Here is a 24,172-nt window from a genome sequence, read left to right as displayed (position 1 = left end):
GGACTGCCCTACGCCGCGGAAACCCGGTGATCAACTCCCTGTCGCACCGGGCACGAGCGACGAGATCTCCAGCAGATGGACATCGGTGTTGGCGCATGCGCTGAGTTCTGAGGGCAGGAAGATCGATTCTGTGTTGTCCGGCGGGTAGATTCGCAGGCCTGCGGCGGTGACCGGCCGGCATCTGTCGCCGTAGTTTCCGGCGTCGGTGATGCGAAGTAGGGCTGAGGCCTGCTCGTTGACTCCCAGGGTGATGGTCGGCTTCGGTTTGTCTCGATCGGCGGGGGCTCCGATCGGGTCGCCGGTATTGCTGTCGGCGAGCGAGACGCCGGGGAATCCGGTCACAGTGCAGGGCTTCGGTCCGGCGTTCGTGAAGATGAGTGGGGTGTAGGTGCTACCCGCTGTGCCATCGGATCGGCCTTTGGACAGTTTCAGATCGGCGGTGCGGCAGAGTCCCAGGCCGGCGGGGGTGCTCGCGGAGGTGGTGGCGCTCGGGCCGGAGGTGCCGCCGTCGGTTGCGGTGGCCGGCGCGGTGGTGGTGCCGGGCGCGGTGACGGTCGACGGTCCGGCGCTGGTGCTGCCGGAACCGCATCCCGCCAGTGCCAGCGTGCCGACCGCGAGCAATGCCGCGGCAGTGGTTTTCAGAGCTGTCATCAGTCTCTCCATCTCTGATCGCAACCGGCACACCGTGATTCGGATTCGATACGCAGTCGGCACCACGAATAGCGGTGCTATACCTGCCTATCGGATGCGGGCCCGCGCGCGTAACACCGTGTCGGCAATCCCCATCACCGATCTGCACCGCTGCGGGTAATGTCCAAGATCGGTCGGGACAGAACATCGAAGGGAGAAACGAATGAAAATGCGTGTCTTCGCAGGTATGGCCGTGGCAGCAGCAGCGATTTCGATGGTTGGTACGGGCACCGCCAATGCCGATGCGGTGAATCCGAACGATTATCTGATCGGTGACACCGTCTACTTCAATGTGGGTTACGCACAGTGCTCGATCAAGCCGGATGGCACCGCGGGCTGTGACATCCAATCCGGTATCGCCAAGTGGCTGAACGTGATTCCGGTGACCGATCTCGCCATCGACGTGGCATTCCTGCCCGCGCACCCGACCTTCGGCGTGTTCGGCCCGTACGGTCGCTCCGATGCCAACTCCCTCCCGAACACCGAGATCAGCTCGACCATCACCTATGCGGGCGCCACCTGCTACGGCGGCGGACGCGGCGCGATCGGGTGCAATTCGAAGGGCCACAGCTTCAGCTTCGGCTGGTCGGGCACCACGACCACGTAGACCGGATTACCCAGCAAGCCTGAGCATTTGACCATCGGTCAGCCCGACGACTTTTCCGGCTCGCATGACGTCGGGTTGCCGATCGTCTCCCTCTCGTCCGCCGTCGCCTCCCGCAGGAAGCGCCACGGATTCCCCTCCGGAGCGGATTCCACATCGCCGGGACAGTGACTCGCCTCCACCCGCCAGTGGTTCCGGTAGACATTGCCGTCGAATATGACATCGAACGGCCCATGCCCGCTCTGGCCGCTCCAAGCTTCGACCATCCGTACTCCTCACCTCATTGTGCCGTGGCGTTGTGGAGAGCTTCGGCTCGAATCTACTCGTCGGCCGTGGCAAATGTGGTGAACCCCAACGGGTCTTGCGGGTGCTTCTAGCCGCTGAGGCTGGGCAGCAGGCCACCCAATCCGCCGCTGGGACCGGTCGAATCGCCCGGTTCGTCACCGGGAGTGGGGGAGCTGTCCTGGTTGTGGTTCTGGAAGTAGAGCGGGCTGGCCGGATTGTTCGGATTCAGCGGACTGTTGGGATCGGTCGGATTGGCGAGCAGGCAGCTGGTATCGGTGAGATCGCACGGCTCGGTCAAGTTCGGCGGCGGAGTCGGCGGGGGAGTAACCGGATCGGGCGAGGTGGGAATGTTGGGACCACCGGGGTTTACCGTGCCCGGCGAGCCTTCTCCGGCACCCGCGCCCGTACCGCCTGCGCCCGTGCCTGTTCCAGCGCCAGCGCCAGTGCCAGCTCCGGTACCCGCACCTGCTCCGGCACCAGCGCCTGCTCCGGTACCCGCGCCTGCTCCGGCACCTGCGCCTGCTCCGGCACCGTCCCCAGCGCCTGTCCCTGCACCCGTTCCAGCGCCAGCCCCTGCCCCAGCGCTCGTGCCTGCGCCCGCGCCCGCATCGGTACCCGCCCCCGAGGTCCCCAGACCGTCCCCTGCCCCTGGAGTGTCGAGCGACGTCGACGGCTGTGTAGTGGATGCCCCGCCACCCGGGTCGCCGGTGGTCGCATCGGCGGCGGCAACAGCCGGCGCACCGGCGAGGGCACCGGCCAGCAAGATTGCGGCGAGAAGGCGGCTGGAGCGGGGAACGAGTGAAGTGGACACAGCTCTCCTACGACATCAGGGCCGCCGCGAACCGGCGAACCCGCACCCTGAATCAACCAGGCGAGGGTGCGAAGAAGGTCAGACTTCGGTGCCAGTCTGCTGTGAACCGGTGCCAGTCTGCTGTGAACTACAGCGTCGGCTCCGCCGCCCGCCGCGCCCGCCTGCCGCGTAGCCATCGAGCCGCCCGAAATGCCAACCAGCCCAGCCCGATCAGCAGTATCAGCACCGCGATGAATGCCACGACCGGTACCACCAGCGCCAGGATCGTCAGCACCAGCGAGGTCCCGTCCTCGGCGCTGGAAACCACCGGATTTCCCAGCCCCGCAGTGGTTCCCGTGACAAACGGCCGCGCCACCGACCTCCCCACGTGCACACTGCCCGCGGTGACAGCGCCGAGAACAGCGGCGACAGCAGGCGACAGATGCGAGGACAGACTGCTCTCAGCGGTGAAGAGAATCGCCCCGGATGTCGGAGCCACCAGTGTCCCGATAGCGTGCAGCGCCGAATCCAATGCGGGAATCTTGTCCCCGACAAGGTCGAGCAGGAACACCAGCCCGATCCCGATCAATACCGGAGTCGACGACAGCCACCCGTACGAACTGCCCAGATCGATCCATCCGGCCCGATCGGCCACTCCCACCACCAGCAGCGGTAACCAGGCATTGAGCCCCGCCGCCCCCGACAGCCCGAAGGCACCGAGAATCGCCCCGACGGCCGATGTGATCTCCATGCCAAGAGTGTGACGCCACGGTCCGACATGGGCCGGTATTTAGCCCCGAGCCGAACCACCCGATACGACGGACCGACTCCGTGCCGATCAGGCCGGATCGGCGATGAGCTGCAGATACGCGGTATCGAGCGGAATATCGACCGCGAACCACGCCGCGGGCCGATCATCATCACGCGGGCACCAGGCAGTCGCAATGCACAGCCGAGCCACTTCCGTGCTGGCCAACCCGGGCAGATGCCACGCGATCCGAGCCGGATCCGCGTACCGCACACCGTATTCGGAGTCATCCTCATCGGTCGGCAGCTGCCGCGCCCAGCTGGTGGGCATCAGCCGTCCGTCCGCCGCCTGCAGGGCGAGCAGCTCGGAATCCGGCCCGCCGATCGACACCATGAAATGCTCGTTCTCGACACTCACCGCCGCAAGGCATTCGCCGGAGTCCTGACCGCCGAAGGCATCAGCGGGCAGATCGGTCATTTCGGCCGAGACGACCAGTCCGGATACCCGCGCCCGCGCCTGCACCTGCCAGATTCCGGCCCACACCGGCACCGGCGCGCCGCCGTCCCAGGCCGGCACCTCGATGCTTCCGATCAGCAGATCGACCGTTGCGGTGCGATGCTGCCACCGGTGCAGATGTGACCCGTTCGGCAAGCACCACAGCGTATTCGGCGCCGCGGGTAGCGCGTCCGATCCGAGCGTGAGCGAGAACCCGACGGTGCCGAGGGGCGTGTCGATCACCGCTGGGCGACTGTCTGCCTGGGCCAGATGGTCGGTGGGAAGCATGCGCCCCATCATCCAGGTCGGCGTTCACGACGAATCTGTGGGCTGCCGAAACCGCCGAACCGCCACCGCGGGAAACGTGTCATTCACCGCCGCTACCTCGATGGTCGTCCCAGGTCGCATACGGCTCCTCGGCCTCGCGTCCCGAGATGCCCTCGGCCCGTTGACCTTCGGACCCGCGCACTGCCCGATTCCGGCACCGCCCTGCGCGGCGGCAGGTGTGCTCTCCCTGTGGAAGAGTGGTTCCCGCTCCTGAATTCGGTTCTCCGGATCCGGAGCCGCTCGAACGATGAAGGGAAGCCTTGATGGAGACAGCATTCGACGTAGCCGGGCTGATCGGCTACCGCTATCGCGCCGATGACTACTACGAGGTCGGCCGCGAGAAGATCCGCGAATACGCGCGAGCTGTCCAGGCCTACCATCCAGCGCACTGGACCGAATCCGCCGCCGGCGAATTCGGATACACCGGTCTGGTCGCGCCGACCACCTTCACCTCGATTGTGGCCATGCGGACAAATCGTGTGCTGTTCGAGGACGTCATGACCGGCTACGACACGTTCCTGCACACCGACCAGGTCTTCGAATTCCACCAGCCCGTCGTGGCCGGTGACCGGTTGACCGTCGATGTCGAACTGTCCTCGGTCCGCCGTGTGGCGGGCAGGGACCTGCTCACGGTCACCAATACCTTCACGGACCGATCCGGGCAGATCGTGCAGATCATGCACACCACGCTCGTCGGCATCACCAGCGATGACGTCGATGCCGATATCAGCGATGCCATCGAGGGTGTGGTCATGAGCGGTGTGGACGTCGCGCCCTTGTCGCCCTATGCCGGACCCGAGGTGACGGATCAGCCCGCGCCCCGCCCCTCGCGCGTATCGCGAACGCGTGTGCCGCACACCGCAATCCGCTTCGACGACATCTCCGTCGGCGACGAGCTACCCGCCCGGACTGTCCGGCTGACCCGCGGCGATCTGGTGAACTACGCGGGAGTCGCCGGCGACGCGAACCCGATCCACTGGAACGAGGAGGTCGCCGCACTGGCAGGCCTCCCCGATGTCATCGCGCACGGCATGCTCACCATGGGCCTCGGCGCCGGCTTTGTCACCGACTGGCTCGGCGACCCCGGTGCCATCATCCGGTACACAGCCCGCCTGTCGAACTACACCGTCGTAGAAGCGGTCTCGGCCGGAGACGTGGAATTCAGCGGCCGAATCAAATCGATCGACCCGGAAACCAGAAGCGCCACAGTCGTTCTCATCGCAAAGTCCGCCGGTCGCAAGATTTTCGGCCTGGCCACCACGGATATCCGCCTCCAATAGCGGGCGGCACTCAGTCGAGGCAGAACTCATTGCCCTCGATATCCTGCATCACCAGGCACGACTCATTGACGCCATCGGCGCGCAGCAGCCGCACGCGGACCGCGCCGAGCGCAACCAGTCGTGCGCATTCGGCCTCGAGTGCGGCCAGGCGCTCCTCACCCACAAGCCCCGTGCCGACCCGCACATCGAGATGCACCCGATTCTTGACGACCTTGCCCTCGGGAACCCGCTGGAAGTACAGCCGCGGGCCCACACCCGAGGGATCAACGCACGCCGAACCCTGATATTCGTACCCCAGCACCTCACTCCAGAACCGAGCGACGCGCTCAGGTTCCGCGCAGTCGAAGGTGACTTGGACCTGTCTCACCGATGCCATCGCTCCACCATAGCGACGGCCTTTCGTCCTGCATCCGCCCGAATCACCCTCGTAGGCAGAACATCCCGCGAGCCCGGTCGTTCCGGATGTCGTTGCACGCCGGTTTATTTGATTCCAGCCCCGCGGTGTCGGCTCGGATCTATCCTTTTGAGCAGCAAGTCCGATGGACGGCAAGCGCCGGAAAGCCGATGGTGGCTGGCCGGTCATTGTTGCTGCTTTCGTGTGACAGCTCTCCAATTCACCTATTCGATTGGTGGTCGAGTCATGCCCGAAACAACAGCAGAACTGAGCCCGGATACCAATGGGCACAATGGAACTGGACATCTCAGCCTCAGTACCGCGGCCGCGCGCAAGTTGGCCGCGACCACCAAGTCTGTTCCACAGATGCAGAGCATCACTCCTCGTTGGCTGCTCGGACTACTGCCGTGGGTAGAGGCGCGCGGTGGCGCGTACCGAGTCAACCGGCGAATGAACTACACACTGGGTGACGGGCGGCTGGACTTCCACACCATCGGCGACGAGGTGCAGGTGATTCCGGCTGAGCTGACTGAACTGCCCTGGCTGCGGACGTTCGCCGACACCGACGTGCTGGATGCCTTGGCGGGCAGGTTCACTCGGCACGAATACGAACCCGGCGAGGTCCTGGTAGCGGCCGGCGCCCCGGCCGACGAACTCTATCTGCTCGTACACGGTCGGCTCGCCAAACTCAGCGAAGGCGAATACGGGCAGGAGTCGACCCTGGAAATCATCGCCGACGGTGACTATTTCGGCGATGAGGCACTGGTCGGTCCCGACTGCGCCTGGAGCTACTCGGTCAAGGCCACCACCTCCTGCACGGTCATGTCATTGCCCAAAACGGCCTTTCAGGAGCTGCTCGAGCAGTCCGGCACACTGCGCAGCCAGCTGGACCGCTATCAGCGGACCGTGGGCAAGGCGCAGAACATCCATGGCGAGGCCGACGTGGAGGTCATTTCCGGCCATCGCGGAGAGGTTCCCCTCGCGGGCACCTTCGTCGACTACGAACTCAAACCGCGGGAATACGAGCTGAGCATCGCCCAGACCATCCTGCGCGTGCACACCCGCGTCTCCGACCTCTACAACGAGCCGATCGACCAGCTCGAGCAGCAGTTGCGACTGACCATCGAAGCGGTGCGCGAGCGCCAGGAGTACGAGCTGGTCAACAACAAGGAATTCGGCCTGCTGCACAACGCGGACTTCAGCCAGCGCGTCTATACCCGCAGCGGCCCGCCCACCCCGCACGATATGGATCAGCTGCTCAACACGGTCTGGAAGAACCCCAGTTTCATTCTCGCGCACCCGGAAGCCATCGCCGCCTTCCACGACGAGTGCACACGGCAGGGTATTTCCCCCGAGATCATCCACGTTCTCGGCGGCCGGGTCTCCGCATGGCGTGGTGTGCCCATCTATCCCTGCTGGAAGATCCCGATCAGCGACCGGCGCACCACCTCGATGATCGTGATGCGCACCGGCGAGGCCGAGCAGGGTGTCATCGGTCTGCGCAAGACCGGCCTGGTGGACGAGCGCGAGCCCGGTCTGAGCGTGCGGTTCATGTGCATCGATCAGCAGGCGATCGTCAACTACCTGATCACCTGCTATTACTCGCTGGCCGTGCTGGTGCCGGATGCGCTGGGCGTTCTGGAGAACGTTCAGCTCGGGAGCGTCAATGGCCATCAGCGCTGAGCCGGGAGCCGACCCCTTCCTCCGCGCCCGCCGGTTGATCGCCCCCGGTCTGCGCGCCGCGGCGGATCGGATGAGCCCGTCGCTGCGCAGGGTCATCGGCTACCACTTCGGCTGGTGGGACGAGCACGGCAACCCGGTGCAGGAGAACAGCGGCAAGGCGCTGCGGCCCGTTTTGGCCATGCTCGCGGCCGAAGCGGTCGGCGGCACCGCCGAGCGTGCGACCAACGCGGCCGTCGCAGTTGAACTGGCACACAACTTTTCGCTATTGCACGACGACATCATGGACGAGGACCGCGTCCGCCGTCACCGGCCCACCGCGTGGACCGTCTTCGGTGTGCCCGCCGCGATCCTGGCCGGCGACGCCCTGAGCACCCTGGCGGCGGAGGCCCTCGTGGCCGACGGCCCACCGCTGGCCGCCGACGGGATACCCCGGCTGCACGAGGCGCTGCTGCGGCTCGACGATGGCCAAGCCGCGGACCTGGGCTTCGAGGGCCGTGCCGATGTGCCGCTGGAGGAATGCGTGGCGATGGCGGGTGACAAGACCAGCGCATTGTTCGCCGCCGCATGCGAACTCGGCGCCATGTCCGCGGGTGCGTCACCGCAGCGGGTCTGGCAGCTGCGCCAGTTCGGTGAGCATCTCGGCCTGGTATTTCAACTGGTCGACGATCTTCTGGGCATCTGGGGTGATCCGGCCGCGACCGGAAAACCCGTGATGTCCGACCTGCGTGCCCGCAAGAAGTCGCTGCCGGTGGTGGCCGCGCTCAACGCGGGCAATGGCGCCGCGGCACGACTGGCCGAGATATATTGCAGTGCAGAGTCATTGGACGACAACGCCCTGCGCACCTGTGTCGACCTCATCGAGGAGGCCGGTGGGCGCGCGTGGGCGTACCAGGAAGCGCAGCGCCAACTCGACTCGGCGCTGACTTGCCTGCACGCTGCCAACCCGGAGCGGAAAGCGGCAGCGGAACTGGTCGCCTTGGCGCGACAACTCAGCGCGGGCCCGAGTGTATCGGCCCCGGTCGTCGCGAAGCCGCTACAGTCAGCGACATTCGAGGGACTTCGCCCGGCCCGGCTCAACCCGCACGTGGAAACCGCTCGCGCACATGCCCTTTCGTGGGCCAGGGACATGTCCATGTTCACAACGCAGGCCGGCATCGCGCCGTGGACCGAGCAGCAGTTCGAGAAGGAGGACTACGCACTGCTGTCCTGCTACATGTTCCCCGCTGCTCCTGTGGGCAAGATCGATGTGCTCACCGACTGGAATACGTGGCTGTTCTACATCGACGACTTCTTCGCCGATGCCATTGAGCGCAAAGGCAATTCGACGTCGGTCAAGGATCAGCTGGCAAGGATCGGGCAGTTCATGCCAATCGACCTGGCGCAGCGGGTGCCGGTGGCGACCACCCCCACCGAACATGGTCTCGCCGATCTGTGGTCACGCACCGCGCCGGGCATGTCGCAGGACTGGCGGTGCAGGACGCGCGAGCGAATCGAGCAATGCCTGGGCGGCAACCTCCAGGAGCGGCGAAACCGACACCGGCACAACAGCAATCCGATCGACTACCTCGAACTCAAGCGCATCACCAACGGCGCTCCCGTGGTCGCGTGCCTGATCGAGTATGCCCGAGCGGCGGAGCTGCCCGCGTCGGTCGTGAATGCTCCGGCGATGCGTTCGCTGGTCGACAGCGTCAATGACGCGAGCATCCTGGTCAACGACATCCATTCCTACCAGCGCGAGATTGTGAGCGAGAACGAGCCCGCCAATATGATTTTCGTACTGCGGAAATCCCTCGGTTGCGATCTGGATCAGGCGGTGACCATGACCAGCGAACTGGCCCGCTCCCGGCTGCAGCAGTTCGAGTACATCGCTGACGTCGAGGTACCGGCGATGATCGCAGAGTGCGGCTCGACCCCGGCCGAGAGCTCGAACGTGCTCGGATACATCGAAGGTCTCCGAGACTGGGTGCCGGGCTGGCAGGAATGGTTCGCGCGCACCGAACGGTACCCGCAGGATTCCACGGCTACCGCACACAACGAGCCGCCGCCCATCCGGCGCCTCGGCGGCCCGACCGGTATGGGCACCGCCACCGCCCGCCGACTACTGCCGAGCCCATGACTCGCGATCTGCGACTCACACGGCAGCGAAAGCGGCTGTGTGAGTCCCAGATCGGGACTGCGAATCCGCAGCGGGAACTCGCGACTTCGACAACCTCCTCATCGGGAGGATCGGGGAGCTCGTCTGCGGAGTTGAGATAGCCGGGATCGCACGCGCGCCCTCACTATCACCCGGGGACCGCGGTGAAGGAATGTGTTTCCGGCGGTGTCCAGCCCGGATTGCCGGTGCGAGCGAAATCGACCCACGCCCCGTGCATTTCGATGGCGAGGGCGGCGGGAGGTTCGGTGTCGCCGAGCAGCCCGGAGGGGCCGTGGAGCGCGGGCAGAGGGAGGTTGTCGAATACGTAGGGCAGTTCCACGGTGTGCGCAGCGCCGAGTGCACCGTTCAGCGCGGTTGAGCGCCAGGCGAATTCGTAGGTGTAGGTGTAGGTCGAGGTGCGGGCGGCATGCGCGTGTGCGAGCCGGCGGCTGCCGGTGCCGAACAACGCGTCGCCCAGGATTGCCGAACGCAGTTGACCCGGCGTGGCCCCCGGTCGGCGTGTGCGGTGGTGTGCGATCAGCGCGGCGGGGTCGGCATGGATCCTGGCGGCGATGTCGTACACATCCTGATCGGTCGAGGTGGCCAGATTGCCCTGTGGCACAAGGTAGAGATTGCCCTCCTCGGTAGTGGTGCCGATCATGAGGGCGACCTCCGCACCGGCCCCCGCGGCCACGGCGTCGGCAGGCTGACGCTCCAGCACCAGACTGAACGGGCTCAGGCCGACCAGCGGGTCGCAGTGGGTACCGGTCCTCAGGTCGAGTCCGGCGAGCTTCGGCAGGACCGCGATGAGCTGTTCGTCCGGTATCCGGGCGAAGCCGGGGACTGTGGGTTCGATACCGAGTGCGGTGGCGGCGGCATGGGTGACCCGTGCCGCCTGCTCGCCGGTGAAGGCGCCAAGTCCGTTGCCGCTCTGCACGATTGCGCGATGGAACAGTCCCCGCGCATCGGGGTTGGCCAGTATTCCGGTGATGATCGTGGCCCCGGCGGACTGGCCGAATACGGTGACATTGCCGGGATCACCGCCGAACGCTTCGATATTCCCGCGCACCCAGCGCAGCGCGGCGAGCACATCGAGCAGACCGCGATTGGCCGGTGCGCCTGGCAGATCGAGGAATCCGGTGATGCCCAGCCGATAATTCAGAGTCACCAGCACGATGTCGTCGCGGGCGAAGGCCGTTCCGTCGTAGAGCGGTGACCGGGTGGAACCGGCGACGAACCCGCCGCCGTGCACGAAAACCATGACGGGGCAGTTGCGGGCTGTCGAAGGTGCCCACACATTCACCGTCAGATAGTCCTGGCCGGGCACCCAGCCGGGACCGAAATACGGTGACATGTCGAGCGCCCCGAAGCCGTCCCGGCGCGGCTGCGGTGCGGTCGGTCCGGGCCGAGAAGCGTCTCGAACGCCCTGCCACGGTGCGTGCGATACGGGTGCGGTGAACCGCGCCGCACCGAATGGCGTTGCGGCATAGGGGATATCGAGGAAGACGTGGGCGCCGCCCTCGGCGCGGCCGCGGACGAGTCCCTCGGTGGTGGTGACGATCGGGTCGGGCACTGCTTGCTCCTGTTCAGCGGGTCAGGTATGGGTCAGACGCGGTCGAAGGGCGCCCACTCCTTGATGACGAACCGGCCGTCCTCGCGCGCGACCTCGGCGGCGCCGTGCCCGGCGAGGTGCGCGGGCAATACGAGTGCGTGCTGCTCCGCCGCCCAGCCCAGCAGCCGCCGTCGAGTGGCGCTGGCCTGCACCGGATCCTCACAGAAGCAGCTGTTGATATCGGGTTCGATGAACTGCAAGGGCGTGTGCAGCAGATCGCCGACGAACAGCGCCCGATCGCCGCCCGACTCCAGCGTCACCACCGAAGAACCGGGTGTGTGTCCGGGTGCGAGGTCCAGTGTCAAGTTCCCGTCGATCCGATAGCTGTTCTCCCACAGAACCGTTCGTCCGTCCTCGTGCACCGGGGCGACACTGTCCTCGAAGACGTTCTGATTGCCGCGCCCGAAAACCGTCTTGTGCCCGTTGGCGGGATTCCAGAAATCGAAATCGGCCCTGGGCATGAGATAGGTGGCATTGGGGAACGTCGGCACCCAGGTGCGATCCCGCAGGCGGGTGTTCCAGCCGACATGGTCCACATGCAAATGCGTATTGACCACCACATCGACGTCCTCGGGTGCGATCCCGGCGCGCGCGAGATTGCCGAGGAAGTCGGTGTTCAGGTGGCCCCACACCGGCGCGTAGGGCCGCTCTTTGTGATTGCCGGCGCCGGTGTCGATGAGGATCGTCTTGCCCTCACTGCGCAGTACCCAGGTCTGCAAGGCCGACCGGCACCCGTTGGTCTCCGAGTCGAGAAAGTCTGGGGCAAGCCAGGATTGGTGCTGCCGCCACGCCGTATCGGGGCTTTCCGGGAAGAAGGTGGCCGGCGACATCTCCACCGAACCGAAGTACTCCATGACCCGGGTGATCGTCACATCGCCGAGCACGATGTCGTTCACAGTTGTGTCGTTCATAGCCGTTCCTTTGCGGTTCGCTGATCTTTCGACCAGCGTGCAGCGCGGTGTGCGGGGGCAACCAGCCCTGCTTGTGCCTACCCCCGGCAGGGACAGGCTCGCCGTGCGAGTGCGACGCATACTGGGGATGTGAGTTCAGGTATCGCTGGCCAGCTGGGTGAGTTTCTCCACGCGCGACGTGCGCGCCTTCGTCCCGAAGACGTTGGCCTGCAATCATTTCCGCAGCGTCGGCGAGTGAGCGGGCTACGCCGGGAGGAACTTGCCCAGCTGGCGGGGGTGAGCGTGTCCTACTACACGCGTCTGGAACAAGGCCAGTCGGTCAACGCCTCCGATGCTGTCCTGGACGCGCTCGCCGCGGCCCTGCGACTCGACGAGCACGAACGGACCCACCTGCGTGAACTCGCCACACAGCGTCCCCGGCCGCAGCGCACGCCGGCGCCGGAACGGCTCAGTCCACTGACCCGTGATCTGCTGCGCTCGTTCGAGACCGCGCCCGCCCTGGTCCTCGGCCGGCGCACCGATGTATTGGCCTGGAACACACTGGGTCACGCGCTACTGGCCGGGCATATCGATGCCACCGCGCCCGACCGCCCCGCCGATCGCCCGAATCTGGCCCGCCTGCTGTTCCTCGATCCACACACCCGCGACCTGTATGTGGATTGGCAACGCAAGGCCCGCGCCGTGGTCGGCAACCTTCGCCTCGTCGCCGGTCGGCACCCCGAGGACGCGCGGCTGGCCTCCCTGATCGGGGAGCTGTCCATGAAAAGCCCTGCGTTCGCCACACTCTGGAGCGATCACCGGGTCACACCGTGCGAAGCCGACGAGTATGAACTCCGCCATCCTCTGGTGGGCACGCTCACCGTCGCCCAGCACATCCTGATCGTGGCGCGCTCACCGGAGCAGTCCGTCGTCGTGGTCACCACCGCGAGCGGTTCTCGTTCGGAGAACGCTCTCACCCTGCTCGCCCGGCCGACCGCGCAGGCCACAGCCGACCGATAACCGCCTCCTCGGCCGGTCGCACCCCACCGGAGTGGGCGCACCATCCGACGCGGGGTGTGACCGCGGATGTTTGTCGGCTAGAGGCGAATCGCCGTGCGAACGAGGTCGGCGACGGCTTTGGATCTGCTGTGCGGCGGCCAGGCGATGACGGTCGTGACCGCCGGTGCGTCCGGCACCGGCACGATGGCGTGATCGTCGCGCAGCTGGGCGCGGAGCGATTCGGGCATCACCGCGCAGGCCCGTCCGAGCGTGATCAGCTGGGTCAGCTGGGTATGGTCGCGAACCTGCGGGCCGGGGCCGTCCGGATAACTGCCATCCGGTCGGGGCCAGCGCGGCAGGGGCAGGTCCGTCAGGGCTTCGACCTCGGCCATCGATAGGTGGGTTCGGTTGGCGAAGGGGTGCCCCGCGGGCAGGACCACGATCTGCCGTTCGGTGTGCAGGTCCTCGGTGTCGAGTCCGGCGGTCGTGTCGTAGGGCCGGTGAAGCAGAGCAACATCGGCACTTCCGTTGCGCAGCAGCCTTTCCGGTTCGCCGGGCCCGCACAGCATCACCTCGACCGCGACGGCGAAGGGCTCGGCGGCGTAGGCGTCCAGCAGCTTCGCCAGCAGTTCGCTGGACGCTCCCGCCTTGGTGGCCAGCACCATACCGGGCCGGTCGGCGGCGGCGCGGCGGGTGCGGCGCTCGGCGGCTTCGACCGCTTCGAGTGCGAGCCGGGCCTCCCGCAGCAGCACCGACCCGGCCTCGGTCAACGTGATCGCGCGCGAACTGCGGTGCAGCAGAACAACTCCGAGCCGTCGTTCCAGCTGCTGGATCGCCCGCGACAGCGGTGGTTGCGCCATCGCGAGCCGTTGTGCCGCCCGCCCGAAGTGCAATTCCTCGGCGACGGCGACGAAATATCGCAACTCCCGCGTCTCCACCGCGTCATCGTATCCGGCGCTCACCACGACCGATACCCGTGCGGTATCGCCGCCCACTCAATCGGTCTTGGACGGCACACCCGAGCCCGCAACATGATCAAAGGCATGAGTGAACGGACGATCGCACTGGTGACCGGCGCGAACAAGGGAATCGGATACGAGATCGCCGCGGGCTTGGGTGCCCTCGGCTGGCGAATCGGTGTGGGCGCGAGGGATCGGCAGCGCCGCGACACCGCGGTGGAGAAGTTGCGCGCGGCCGGGATCGATGCGTTCGGTGTGCCGCTCGACGTGACCGACGACGCGAGTGCGGCTGCGGCGGCCGAGCTGATCGCCGACCATGCCGGAGGGCTCGATGTTCTGGTCAACAATGCCGCGATCGTCGGCGGTATGCCACAGACACCCACCACACTCGAGCCCACGATCGTGCGAACTGTGGTGGAAACCAATGTGATCGGCGTCATCCGGGTCACCAACGCGATGCTGCCCATGCTGCGCGCCTCGGCCTCACCGCGAATCGTCAATATGTCCAGCAGTGTCGGCTCGCTCGCCGTGCAGACCACACCCGGCATCGACATGGGCCCGCTTCCCGCCGCGTACTTGGCGTCGAAGACTTTCCTCAACGCCCTCACCATCCAATACGCCAAGGAACTGAGCGACACCAACATCCTGATCAACTCCGGCTGCCCCGGTTTCACCGCCACCGACCTCAACGGCTTCCAGGGTGTCCGCACACCAGAACAGGGTGCGGCGATCGCGATTCACCTCGCGACCCTGCCCGACGGCGGACCGACCGGCGGATTCTTCGATGACGAGGGAACAGTGCAGTGGTGACGGGCACGACAAAGGCTGTCAGGTACGACGAATTCGGCGGCATCGACGTCCTGCGGATCGAGGAGGTCGACCGCCCCGTGCCGGGGGCAGGGCAGGTCCTAGTGCAGGTGCGAGCGGCAGGCATCAACCCCGGTGAGGCGGCACTGCGCACCGGAGCGATGACGCATATCTTTCCCTCGACGTTTCCCTCCGGGCAGGGCAGCGATCTCGCCGGGGTTGTCGCCGAGATCGGCGCCGGCGCCGGCCGATTCGCGCCCGGCGACGAGGTGATCGGATTCTCCGAGCAGCGGTCCGCCCAGGCCGAGTTGGTCCTCGTCGACGTCACGAACCTCACCCCCAAACCGAAGAACGTCCCCTGGGAGGTGGCGGGCGGCCTGTACATTGCGGGCGTAACCGCATGGGGTGCAGTGCATTCCGTACAACTCGAGCAGGGCGAGACCGTCGTCGTCTCCGGAGCGGCCGGGGGAGTCGGCTCGATCGCCGTTCAGCTCGCGCGCCGCGCCGGAGCCACAGTCATCGGCCTGGCGAGCGAGCGCAACCACGAGTGGCTGCGAAGCCACGGCGTAATCCCCGTCGCACACGGTGACGGCGTCACCGACCGGATCAAGGCCGCCGCCCCGGCCGCCATCCACGCCTTCATCGACACCTACGGCGACGGCTACGTCGAACTGGCCCTCGCTCTCGGCATCGCAATCGACCGGATCGACACCCTCATCGATTTCCCAGCAGCCGCAAGGTACGGGGTCAAAACCGAACCAGGCCCCCACGGCAGGCAGGGTGTCGAGCCCCTCGCCGAACTGGCTCGCCTGATCGCCGACGGACACCTCGAAGTCCCGATCGCAAACGTCTACCCGCTGACGCAGGTCCGCCAGGCCTACGCCGAACTCGAACGCAGACACACCCACGGCAAAATCGTGCTGAGGCCCTAACCGACACACTGCGGCGCGCTTTCAGGACTGCTCAACCGCAGGAGCTGATTCCTGTCAGCGCGGTTGTCTGCAACCACGACACTGCCGGCTACACATCCGGCATTCGGCTAGCCCGAGACTGGTGCGAAGATCGGATCCCTGAGATCAGTGCGTCTGCCCAGCGCCAGATCTCCGCTGCCCGTTGTTCTTCCGGCAGCACGGGTGGCCTATCCGAACCGCGCGCCATGCGGCATCTCCGGGCTGGCTGGTCCGATCAACGCGGTCAAGGGCGATTGAGTGCGTGCTGTACGCGGTACCGCCTCAGTTCTGCGTCGGGTTCGGGAAGGCACAGGCGGGGGTGCCGCCGGGGAGGCGATGCCGGTTCTTGGCGACGAGGCGGTAGAGCCCGGCCGCCAGCCAGTTGATCGGCGGAACCAGCATGATCGTGCCCACTGCGCGCCAAGGCTGGGTGGCACGACGCAGCAGCAGTGCGCCGGCGCGCGCCCCTGAGGCTCGGCCCCCGCCACCATCGATCCACTGAACAGCGGTTTCGACCTGCTGTTCCGTCAGTCCCAGAGCGGTCAGGTCGAGTCGTTGCCACGGCGCGAAATCGACGTCCGGCCCTATTCGGTCCCGGATGAAATCGACGCTGGCGGTGCAGAACGCACAATCGCCATCGAATACCACCAAGGGCCGTTGCGCTGCCTGTGCGGTGGATGCTGTGTCCGTCATGGGGCTCCCTCCCTTTTGGACCTCGCTGTTGATCCTAGATTTCCATCGGCACACAAGGAATCCCACGATCGGCCACTGAGAGTGAAGTCACCTGCTACGACTGCGGCACTCGCGAATGTTCTTGCATCGCCGAGGTTCTCGCCTCCACGCTGCCCCGCAGTGACTGCCTCGGTTAGCGCGGAATGCGAAATTTCAGTGCGTCTCTGCGTACTCGCGAAGTGACGAATGGATCAGGACCCGTACGTGATCCCGTCGGGCCGAAAAGCGGCCGCACGACCCTCTGTTCGTAGACCCTCGATCTCCTCGTGGTGGGCGAGGCGGTGGCGTGACCGGACGACGCGATCGCTCTGCCCGCGATGCCAATCCAGTTGCCCAGGCCGCCAACGCCTGTCACCATCGGCTCTCATGATCGGAAGAATCGAGTTCTCCACCGCGCGATGAGCGCGTCCACCGGCTCGGCTCAGCCCAGCCGAGAAACCACCTTCTACGACCACGCGTCCGCCCTTGCCCGCAGATACCCAGGCATTCCCCTGCCTTATGAAGGCAGACCGTATCCCGACGCCGACCGCCGAGGCATCCGCCGGGCGAGTGGCGATGAATCTGATTTCCAGGGCACCCGTACAAGTCGACTCATCGATGAATACTTCAGCACCCCAACGGAACACCGCGACATCGCACGGCTGTGCCGCGAGGTCATCGAGTACGACATCGAGATTGCCCTGTGGCCTTCGATCGCCGAGGCAATCAGCCGCGCGGACCCCGGGCACGCTCGCGAGCTCGGCCGCCACCTCGCCCGCACCAGCACCGACGAGAACCCGGCCGTGCTCGGCATGGCGATGCTCGCCGTCGTCGGAACCGGCGAAGACGTCTCACTGATCCAGACGATCGGTTTGCTGTCCAATACCTTCGGACTGCTCGCCTCCCAGGCTCTTGCCCGGCTGCCCGATGCGACGACCAACCTCATCTGGCTCGCCGACCGCACCGCGGGCTGGGGCCGGGTGTACATGGTCTATGCCATTTGCGAACTAGGTGATCGCGCAGCCGAGCCGTGGCTACTGCGCAAGGCTTGCGATGGTGACTACCTCAACGGCGAATTCGCCTACAAGGTCGCCTGCACCGCACCCGTCCACGAAGCGATCGCAGCACCGGACGCCGATGAGGCCCTCATCGACCACACCGGCGACCTGATATCCACCCTGGCCTGGTGTGACGGCATGGGTGGCACCCTCTGGGACTACGAACACGCCGAACAGGTTCTCGCCCACTACCTCTCACATATACGTGGACTCGCTCCAAGCCCTGATCGTTATCGCTGGGTGTGGGCCCTCGCCCATTTTCTGGACGGTCGGCCCAACGTCCCTCCACCGGACTGGGAAACTGTGCAATCGCTACGAACCGGTTACTGGTCACTCATCACCACACCGCTATGGCATGCCATTCCAGTCGCAGCAGCCAGCAGCGACAATGAGCGAACTCGCGAATGGGCGTACCGCATCCTCGACGACCTCAGTCGACGTGACCCGAACTTAGGCGAATGACTGCGCCGTGGGCGGTGGTGCTGCGCGTCACAGAGAACTTTACCTTCCGGATGGTAAAGTTAACCGCATGGTTGCTGACTCTCGGAATCGGATCCTCGACGGCGCGCTGGAGCTGCTGCGCGCCGAAGAGGGCGGGTCGATCACCCTCGAATCCGCGGCCCGCCAGGTCGGGCTCACCAAGCCCGGGTTGATGTATCACTTCCCGACCAAACACGCACTGATGCTGGCCGTGGTCGATCACGTCGCCGCCCGCTGGGAACGACTGCTGCGAGAGCGGCTCGGCCACCCGCCGCAGGACGCCTCACCATACGAACGGATCAGTGTCTACGCCCGGGTCGCGTTGGAGGCGGAGTTCGATCGCAGCGACTTCGCGATCTTCGCCGACGCGCACTACCGCCCGGCTCTCACTGAAGCCTGGACACGGCACTTCGAACCCTGGCTGATGTTGCCCGAAGAGCTGCCCGCGCACGAACGCGCTTCCCTCCTGGCCGGCCGGCTGCTGGCCGACGGTTACTGGATCTCCGCGGCCGCTGGCCTGCTCACCGTCGGCGAGCCAGACCGCCTCGCGTTGCGCGCCGTTCTCGATGGCCTGCTGAAGGGAGCCGAGCGCCGGTAGCCACCCACGACGCCGGGGACCGGGACCCCGATTCGATGACTCGACAGCTTCATTCGACGAAAGGACATGCCATGAACACCACCATGCAGGCCCGCTTCGACAAGCTCACCGACGACCTCATCGCCAAATGGTCCACACCAACCGGCCGTGAACTCCTCGCCGCCGGGATGCCGATCATGCCCTACCTGCTCGAACACGGACCGGTACCGATCAGCGTCGCCGACGCCGGACTGCCCGAGGCCGACCGCCACATCGGGTTCGTGAAGTACTACTCCGACCGCGACTACGACGTCGAACTCGACGAGAACGGCGACATCATCGGCGCCGGAATCTCCTTGGCCCCCACCGCGAATCACATCACCGAGCTCTACGGCAAGCGTTACTACAACTGGTGCATGGGTGACGCGATCATGTTCCCCCTCCTCCTGGGCGTCGACGCACCCGCGGAAACGATCTGTCCGATCACCGGGGAGAAGATCACCTTCACCGTCACCTCCACCGGCCTGGACAACCTGTCGCACCCCGACGCCCACATGTCCCTGGCACCGGCCACCGGCGGGGAGATCCGCCACGTGTTCTGCAACCACGTCAACCTCTACGCCACCGGTGCGGCTGCCGAAGCCGCCGCAGCCGAGGATCCCACAATCGCCGTCGCGCCAGCCCAGCGGGGTTGGGCCGCGATCAAACGACTCGTCGATGCCAACGCGGTCTAGACACACCCGCCCCTCGGGCCTTTCTGAGGCAGTCACGATCGGGCCACTGCGGCGACCCGAGAAATGGCTCAGTACGCTACATCTCGGGAACTGGGACGGATGATCCCTACTCCAGGGGCATCCGGTGCGCTCTTGGAAGGCATGGCTTGAACCTCGGCCCTCGGCGCAGGATTCTCGTCGACAGAGACATCGCTCGGGTAAGTGCAGGCGCACGGCGACGCAGCTCGTCCAACCTCGGGATGGCCACAGTCAGTTGATCTTCCGTCGCGTCGTTCTGGCCGGTTCGATCAGCGCGACATGCGGCGGATCAGTGTGTTCTTGCCATGCTGCTACGTTCGGTAAGGATCGAGCCGATGGGGGAGGGGCGAGCCTATGACAACGCTGTACGACTACCAACTGGCGATGCTGCACGCGATGTGCACGACCGCCCCGGCTCGAGTCGCAGACCTGCTCGATCGGATCGGTGCCACTCACGCAGACTCCGCGGCCGCCGGGAAGCGGTGGCGATCGGCGGATGTGATGAGTAGCTTCGGATCACTCGCTGGATACGTAACAGCTTGGGGCGCAACGGCTTCAGAGGACTCGCACCCGGACGGAGCGCACGTCGCACGATACGCGCGGTGGGATCTGTCATTCTGGCCCGACTTCCAGATCGAGCTGATGGAGGTACCCCGGGGACCCCGTCAGGTCTTCCGTCGACTCCTTCGAAGGCCCGGGGCTCCGCAGCCGAAGCTGGACTCGGTCGCCGACCTGACCCCATGGTCGTGCACACAGGACGAATTCGAGGCCTGTGGGCTGGGTCCGTTCGACCTCTTCGATGGATTCGGCGACAGCCGGGTCATATTGGACTTCGAGGTCGTCGATGCCGAGTCTCGACGCAAGCGCCGCTACAGTGCACGTTTCGAACGGGGCCTGCTGCAGTCGGTCGAGCCGGTGCTCGTGCAGCTCCGCAAACAGAATCGTGCGGCCGTCGCCGACGAAGCGTCGATCGACGATCTCATCCTCACCCGCCAAACATATCTCGCAGTCAAGAGAATCAAGGCAGAGATCGAGGGCAGCGGCTCCGATGCCATCACCGAGTACCAGCAGCGCTATGGACGCCTCGCGCGAGAACGACCGAACGACTTTGTGGCTCAATATGAGTCGGACCCGTAGCCGTAGTCCGCGAGCTCGTCGGCATTATCGCGCACTATCCGTGCCCGAGCGGCACTCTGCCCGTTGATCTTTCGGAGAGCCGTATGGCCGATCCGGACAGCGGTGCCACAGACCAAAATCGATATGTGGAAGTGCAATTGGCGGCGAACGCAGCCGGGAGCGGTGAATCTGACGCCGTGATCGAAGCGAAGCGATCTGCGGTTCGGGACGCGGAGCGGGAGTTGGCCGCGTTCGTCACGACGATGCGGAGCCTGGGTATTCGATCTCGACGGCTGAACATAACCAGACTCTCCCAAAGAAGTTCGGCCTCCTGGGGCGACGACAGTCTGTTCGAGGCTGGAGGATCGACTCGCCGGGCGGCGACTACGTCGTGGGAACCGATGCACGCCTTTACGAACTGTTCGTCCAGCCGAACCCGTACTCGCGACTGAACGGCGTACGCCCCTATCCGCAGGACCTCTTCCGCCTCACGTGGCAAAACCCCGAGAGCGATGATCCACACGACCAGGTCGTCTCGACGTCCTCGCATAGCCCAACACTGGCGGCCGTGCTGGCGCGCTTCGTTCGGGAGCAGAAGCGTCCGTAATCTGCCGTGAAGCGCGCGGGTCGCGGCAGTTGTATGTATTGCTCCCGAAGATCGCCGCCCAGACGTCCGAGGTCTTGATGTCGCCCGAATCGCATGTACCCCAATCAATCTCACCCTGATTAGTCAGGGTGTCGACCGTAGCGAGAGGGATGGTGTGCCAGGTGGCTCGAGTGGTGCATGCGACGAAAGGAAGTTCATGGAGGGCTTAGCTACTGACGGCGGTAGGAGACGATGGGACGGCCGGCTGACGTTCGTTCTCGCGCATGGAGCGCATGGCAATTCCGCGGCGTAGTCACCGATGAGCAGTTGCTCAGGATCGGGCCATACCAATCGACTTGCAGGACAAGATGATCGCCGAGGCCGATGCCCTCACCCCTGGCAATCGCTTCGATGTCCAGACCGTCGACACCAGTCATACGGGAGTACGGCTGCACGGCAAAGAGGTAGCCGAAATCCTCGATCGCCTAGTGACATCGGACGTGTAGCGAGGACATCGCCTGCGCCCGAATAGATCCCAGGGCCAGTCGAGGCCCGCGAATTCCCAGGTCCGGATACTCCTTCGGCATCCTGGCCGGTTCGATCAGCGTGTCCCCTGGCACATAAACTAGAACGCGTTACATACACGTCTCGACGTGGGTAATCGACAGTGGCGGCCAGGAGTCTGTCGGCGACGCTCCACCAAGATTGCACCTCAGGTCCCATGATGTGTTGCGGAGGCCCTCATTGTAGATGTTGAAAGTTGTCTGGTCGGGCATCCGATATTGCAGCAAAGTGAAACACGTTCTAATATGTTCGCGACGTCAGTCGGACGCGTCACGATCGGCACGGAGGGGAAAGCATGGCCTATTTCGAACATCGAGGCGACCAGTTCCATCCCCTCCCGTTCGCGCAAAGTCAGTGGTCTCCCGACTCGATCAACGGACAGGCGCTCGCGGGGCTTACCGCGCACGCGGTGGAATCAGCCTGGACCGAACCCGGATATCGCCCAGCGAAGTTCGTGTTGGACATCTTCCGGCAGCCGACATATGCCCCGCTGCAGACGCAGATCACTCCCGTGCGGGAAGGGCGAAGCATCCGCATCGCCGATGTGCTTGTGCGACAGGGTGAACGGATCGTCGCGCGCGCGTCGATGGTGGCGATCCGGCCGTCCCGTGATCCGTCGGGCACACGCTGGCAGCCCGCTGGTGACTCGATGACCCTCACCGACTCGCTGGCTGCGCAACTTCCCAGGCCGGGCATTCTGTGGGGTAGCGACGAGCATCCAGACCGGTGGAGCAGTTCGATGCCCGAACACCAGAACGCCGGCCGCAAACGCCTGTGGTTCGACCAGCCACAGGTCATCGCCGGTACGGACAACACCCCGTTCGTCCGGGCCGCCATGGTCGGTGAACTGACCAACACTCTCACCAGTTGGAGTGACCGCGGAATCGGGTTCATCAACCACGACGTGACGATTCTGCTGGCGCGGCTGCCGATGAGCCCGGTCGTCGGGATCGAAGCCGACAATCACCTCTCCAGCGACGGTATCGCCACCGGGTCGGCGACCATGTGGGATGCCCAGGGCCGCTTCGGAATCAGCATGGTCGGCTCGGTCGCCCATACCGCCGGCAGTCTCGACTCAGCGAGCAGGCCCGAACAATGGACGGAAACCGATCACGCCTACCAGCCCGATTTCGACTCTGCTCAGTAGCTTGCCGCGCGAACACATCGAACAGCGCGCATTACGGCATTCAGGATGTTGCATTGTGCCGGTGACGATGAAATCGTCACCGGCACAATGCCTTCTTCCTAGGAGGCTGCGAGTCACATGTTCGAGGTGCAGAGCACTTCCACGACATCTGCCTGCGACAGTTCCGCGGACCCGGTATCGGCAAGTATCGCTCGCGGATAGTAGCGGGCCAGCCCGATGTACGCACGGCGTAACGCGGTGTCTCGGTCATCGCCCACACCCGCGCCGACGCCATGGCTCGTGTCATCGCTGGTGTAGACCAGCGCGCCGCAGCCATCGGCCCAGTGCACCAGGACAACACAGTCGGTAGCGCCATCCCAGCCGCAGCTGTCCAGCGCCTCGTCGACCGCCGCCTCGCCACTCACCGCATCAACGCTGGTGCCGTAGTTCCACTCCTGCATACTGAACGCGATTGCACCGAACAGCTCGGACCCCTGTGCGGTATCGGCCGCTTTCGCCGCACCGGCACCGATCGCAGACCCGGCCGTAAGGCCCAGCGCCGCAACCGCGACAACGGCTTTACCCATGAACTTCATCAAGCACATTCCCCTGAGAACACTCGCACACATGAACTCGACGATCATCGCCGATCAGCGGCACGTTCTCGCGATCAACCTTCAAGATCACATTCCCCGAGGCGAACCCCCGTGCTTCCCAAGCGGTTCGGGCCATGACGATGAATGCTGCTGGTTGAGCTTCCGATGCATTGCGCCGGCCGGTTCAGTCAGCGTGGCTCGCGGCAATCGAGTGCGCTTGAGCCGATTGGACACGTCTGGCCGGGATGAACTGTCACGCCTGCATCTACACAGCCGGCGTATCGAGTTCGCGTGTCAGCCAAATCGAGTCGCCGCGTTCGGTATCCGGGTCGACCCGCCCGCTGCGGTCGAAGCCGAGTTTCTCCAGAACGCGGAACGAAGCGGTATTCCATTCCCGCACCGTCGCCCACAATCGCCGTCGTCCCGTGTCGGCAGCGGCCTCGACAACTGCACGGGCGGCCTCGGTGGCATACCCGCGTCCGTGGGCTCGCTGGGCAAGCTCGTAGGCGATCTCCGGTTCGTCATACGACGCTTGGCCGACGATCAGACCGCAGTAGCCGATGAACTCGCCGGTGTCTCGAAGCTCGATGGGAAGCAACCCCAGACCAGGATCGGCGCCAAGAGGGTTGGCTACCAACCACTCACGCATTTCCTCGACCGTCGGCCGCCCGTCCGCGTCGATCCTTCGCAGAGCCCGCACATCGCGTTCCGCCCACAATGCCCGGTGCGCCTGCGCGTCCGAGGGACGCCAGCGCCGCAGCCGGAGTCGCTGAGTGGACAGGCTCGCCGGGAAGTCCGTGTACGCCAACATGATCCGAATCTAGGCGACGTCCCGCCGACGGATCATCGCAATTGACCCCAAGACATACAGGTGAGTGTTTGGGAGTATGGCGTCGGCGGTGTTGCGGGTCGACACAATCGCGGAGCCGTCGAAGCGCAATGCCCGCGGAAAGAGATTC

26 protein-coding genes are annotated in these 24,172 nt (G+C 65.4%); 13 read left to right on the top strand and 13 right to left on the bottom strand.

Translation table 11 applies throughout. The features are described 5' to 3' along the window. Window positions 1-30 precede the first annotated feature (30 nt). Entirely contained in the window at window positions 31-651 is a 621-nt protein-coding gene (locus ABZX86_RS07120) for a DUF4232 domain-containing protein (RefSeq protein ID WP_355120893.1), read from the bottom strand. A 202-nt stretch (window positions 652-853) separates the two neighbouring features. Here ABZX86_RS07120 and ABZX86_RS07115 point away from each other — a divergent pair, with 202 nt between their 5' ends. Further along, window positions 854-1,297: a hypothetical protein gene (locus ABZX86_RS07115; protein WP_355120891.1), complete on the top strand. Its 444-nt coding sequence runs from the start codon at window positions 854-856 to the stop codon at window positions 1,295-1,297. 38 nt (window positions 1,298-1,335) lie between these two features. Here ABZX86_RS07115 and ABZX86_RS07110 read toward each other — a convergent pair whose 3' ends face one another. The 5 genes from ABZX86_RS07110 to ABZX86_RS07090 form a co-directional block, all read right to left on the bottom strand. After that, window positions 1,336-1,560 (bottom strand): hypothetical protein, encoded by a 225-nt coding sequence (locus ABZX86_RS07110; RefSeq protein WP_355120889.1) that lies wholly within the window; start codon window positions 1,558-1,560, stop codon window positions 1,336-1,338. Between the two features lie 107 nt (window positions 1,561-1,667). Then, window positions 1,668-1,877 carry a hypothetical protein gene (locus tag ABZX86_RS07105; RefSeq protein WP_355120887.1) on the bottom strand — a complete coding sequence of 70 codons (210 nt, stop codon included), beginning with the start codon at window positions 1,875-1,877 and terminating at the stop codon, window positions 1,668-1,670. 68 nt (window positions 1,878-1,945) lie between these two features. Further along, entirely contained in the window at window positions 1,946-2,188 is a 243-nt protein-coding gene (locus ABZX86_RS07100; protein WP_355120885.1) for a hypothetical protein, read from the bottom strand. 329 nt (window positions 2,189-2,517) lie between these two features. After that, window positions 2,518-3,120, bottom strand: coding sequence for a DUF4126 domain-containing protein (locus ABZX86_RS07095; protein WP_355120883.1), 603 nt, complete (start codon window positions 3,118-3,120; stop codon window positions 2,518-2,520). A gap of 87 nt (window positions 3,121-3,207) precedes the next feature. Continuing rightward, complete coding sequence (locus ABZX86_RS07090) at window positions 3,208-3,900, bottom strand: hypothetical protein (protein ID WP_355120881.1); 693 nt, start codon at window positions 3,898-3,900, stop codon at window positions 3,208-3,210. 302 nt (window positions 3,901-4,202) lie between these two features. Between ABZX86_RS07090 and ABZX86_RS07085 the strand changes: the two genes are divergently transcribed. Then, complete coding sequence (locus tag ABZX86_RS07085; RefSeq protein ID WP_355120879.1) at window positions 4,203-5,219, top strand: fused (3R)-hydroxyacyl-ACP dehydratase subunits HadA/HadB; 1,017 nt, start codon at window positions 4,203-4,205, stop codon at window positions 5,217-5,219. 10 nt (window positions 5,220-5,229) lie between these two features. Here the strand turns inward: ABZX86_RS07085 and ABZX86_RS07080 are convergent, their stop codons facing one another. Continuing rightward, a complete protein-coding gene (locus ABZX86_RS07080; RefSeq protein WP_355120877.1) occupies window positions 5,230-5,595 on the bottom strand; it encodes a VOC family protein in 366 nt (121 codons plus the stop codon). 264 nt (window positions 5,596-5,859) lie between these two features. Here ABZX86_RS07080 and ABZX86_RS07075 point away from each other — a divergent pair, with 264 nt between their 5' ends. After that, entirely contained in the window at window positions 5,860-7,296 is a 1,437-nt protein-coding gene (locus ABZX86_RS07075; protein WP_355120875.1) for a family 2B encapsulin nanocompartment shell protein, read from the top strand. Further along, window positions 7,280-9,412: a polyprenyl synthetase family protein gene (locus ABZX86_RS07070; RefSeq protein ID WP_355120873.1), complete on the top strand. Its 2,133-nt coding sequence runs from the start codon at window positions 7,280-7,282 to the stop codon at window positions 9,410-9,412. The genes ABZX86_RS07075 and ABZX86_RS07070 overlap by 17 nt, the downstream gene beginning before the upstream one ends. Window positions 9,413-9,578: 166 nt before the next feature. Here the strand turns inward: ABZX86_RS07070 and ABZX86_RS07065 are convergent, their stop codons facing one another. Then, window positions 9,579-11,003 carry a carboxylesterase family protein gene (locus ABZX86_RS07065; RefSeq protein WP_355120871.1) on the bottom strand — a complete coding sequence of 475 codons (1,425 nt, stop codon included), beginning with the start codon at window positions 11,001-11,003 and terminating at the stop codon, window positions 9,579-9,581. Between the two features lie 32 nt (window positions 11,004-11,035). Further along, on the bottom strand, window positions 11,036-11,938 hold the full coding sequence (locus tag ABZX86_RS07060) for an MBL fold metallo-hydrolase (protein WP_355121305.1): 903 nt from the start codon (window positions 11,936-11,938) through the stop codon (window positions 11,036-11,038). Window positions 11,939-12,094: 156 nt separating this feature from the next. Here ABZX86_RS07060 and ABZX86_RS07055 point away from each other — a divergent pair, with 156 nt between their 5' ends. Continuing rightward, a complete protein-coding gene (locus tag ABZX86_RS07055) occupies window positions 12,095-12,952 on the top strand; it encodes a helix-turn-helix transcriptional regulator (protein ID WP_355121304.1) in 858 nt (285 codons plus the stop codon). Between the two features lie 77 nt (window positions 12,953-13,029). On the opposite strand, the gene ABZX86_RS07050 is transcribed toward ABZX86_RS07055, so the two are convergent. Beyond that, the gene (locus ABZX86_RS07050; RefSeq protein WP_355120869.1) at window positions 13,030-13,926 is read right to left on the bottom strand and encodes a LysR family transcriptional regulator; all 897 of its coding nucleotides are present in this window, start codon (window positions 13,924-13,926) and stop codon (window positions 13,030-13,032) included. Between the two features lie 48 nt (window positions 13,927-13,974). On the opposite strand from ABZX86_RS07050, the gene ABZX86_RS07045 reads away from it, so the two are divergent. Together ABZX86_RS07045 and ABZX86_RS07040 are read left to right on the top strand one after the other, a co-directional pair. Continuing rightward, the gene (locus ABZX86_RS07045; RefSeq protein ID WP_355120867.1) at window positions 13,975-14,700 is read left to right on the top strand and encodes an SDR family NAD(P)-dependent oxidoreductase; all 726 of its coding nucleotides are present in this window, start codon (window positions 13,975-13,977) and stop codon (window positions 14,698-14,700) included. Further along, window positions 14,697-15,629, top strand: coding sequence for an NADP-dependent oxidoreductase (locus ABZX86_RS07040; protein WP_355120865.1), 933 nt, complete (start codon window positions 14,697-14,699; stop codon window positions 15,627-15,629). The genes ABZX86_RS07045 and ABZX86_RS07040 overlap by 4 nt, the downstream gene beginning before the upstream one ends. A 300-nt stretch (window positions 15,630-15,929) precedes the next feature. Here the strand turns inward: ABZX86_RS07040 and ABZX86_RS07035 are convergent, their stop codons facing one another. Continuing rightward, entirely contained in the window at window positions 15,930-16,340 is a 411-nt protein-coding gene (locus tag ABZX86_RS07035; RefSeq protein WP_355120863.1) for a DUF393 domain-containing protein, read from the bottom strand. Window positions 16,341-16,777: 437 nt separating this feature from the next. On the opposite strand from ABZX86_RS07035, the gene ABZX86_RS07030 reads away from it, so the two are divergent. The 6 genes from ABZX86_RS07030 (at window position 16,778) to ABZX86_RS07005 (ending at window position 22,638) form a co-directional block, all read left to right on the top strand. Continuing rightward, window positions 16,778-17,878, top strand: coding sequence for a hypothetical protein (locus tag ABZX86_RS07030; protein ID WP_355120861.1), 1,101 nt, complete (start codon window positions 16,778-16,780; stop codon window positions 17,876-17,878). A 67-nt stretch (window positions 17,879-17,945) separates the two neighbouring features. After that, window positions 17,946-18,494 (top strand): TetR family transcriptional regulator, encoded by a 549-nt coding sequence (locus ABZX86_RS07025; RefSeq protein WP_355120859.1) that lies wholly within the window; start codon window positions 17,946-17,948, stop codon window positions 18,492-18,494. Between the two features lie 71 nt (window positions 18,495-18,565). Beyond that, entirely contained in the window at window positions 18,566-19,207 is a 642-nt protein-coding gene (gene merB / locus ABZX86_RS07020; RefSeq protein WP_355120857.1) for an organomercurial lyase, read from the top strand. Window positions 19,208-19,579: 372 nt separating this feature from the next. Further along, complete coding sequence (locus ABZX86_RS07015) at window positions 19,580-20,362, top strand: hypothetical protein (protein WP_355120855.1); 783 nt, start codon at window positions 19,580-19,582, stop codon at window positions 20,360-20,362. Between the two features lie 921 nt (window positions 20,363-21,283). Next, window positions 21,284-21,433 (top strand): hypothetical protein, encoded by a 150-nt coding sequence (locus ABZX86_RS07010; protein WP_355120853.1) that lies wholly within the window; start codon window positions 21,284-21,286, stop codon window positions 21,431-21,433. Between the two features lie 353 nt (window positions 21,434-21,786). Beyond that, window positions 21,787-22,638 carry an acyl-CoA thioesterase domain-containing protein gene (locus tag ABZX86_RS07005; protein WP_355120851.1) on the top strand — a complete coding sequence of 284 codons (852 nt, stop codon included), beginning with the start codon at window positions 21,787-21,789 and terminating at the stop codon, window positions 22,636-22,638. Window positions 22,639-22,751: 113 nt separating this feature from the next. Here the strand turns inward: ABZX86_RS07005 and ABZX86_RS07000 are convergent, their stop codons facing one another. Next, complete coding sequence (locus ABZX86_RS07000) at window positions 22,752-23,261, bottom strand: DUF4189 domain-containing protein (RefSeq protein ID WP_355120849.1); 510 nt, start codon at window positions 23,259-23,261, stop codon at window positions 22,752-22,754. A gap of 217 nt (window positions 23,262-23,478) precedes the next feature. Continuing rightward, window positions 23,479-24,024 (bottom strand): GNAT family N-acetyltransferase, encoded by a 546-nt coding sequence (locus ABZX86_RS06995; protein WP_355120847.1) that lies wholly within the window; start codon window positions 24,022-24,024, stop codon window positions 23,479-23,481. Window positions 24,025-24,172 lie beyond the last annotated feature (148 nt).

This window comes from Nocardia sp. NPDC006630 (assembly GCF_040611495.1).
In the GTDB taxonomy this organism is placed as follows: domain Bacteria; phylum Actinomycetota; class Actinomycetes; order Mycobacteriales; family Mycobacteriaceae; genus Nocardia.
The sequence above is the reverse complement of the archived record's forward strand: the minus strand, read 5'-3'. Positions and strand labels throughout refer to the sequence as shown.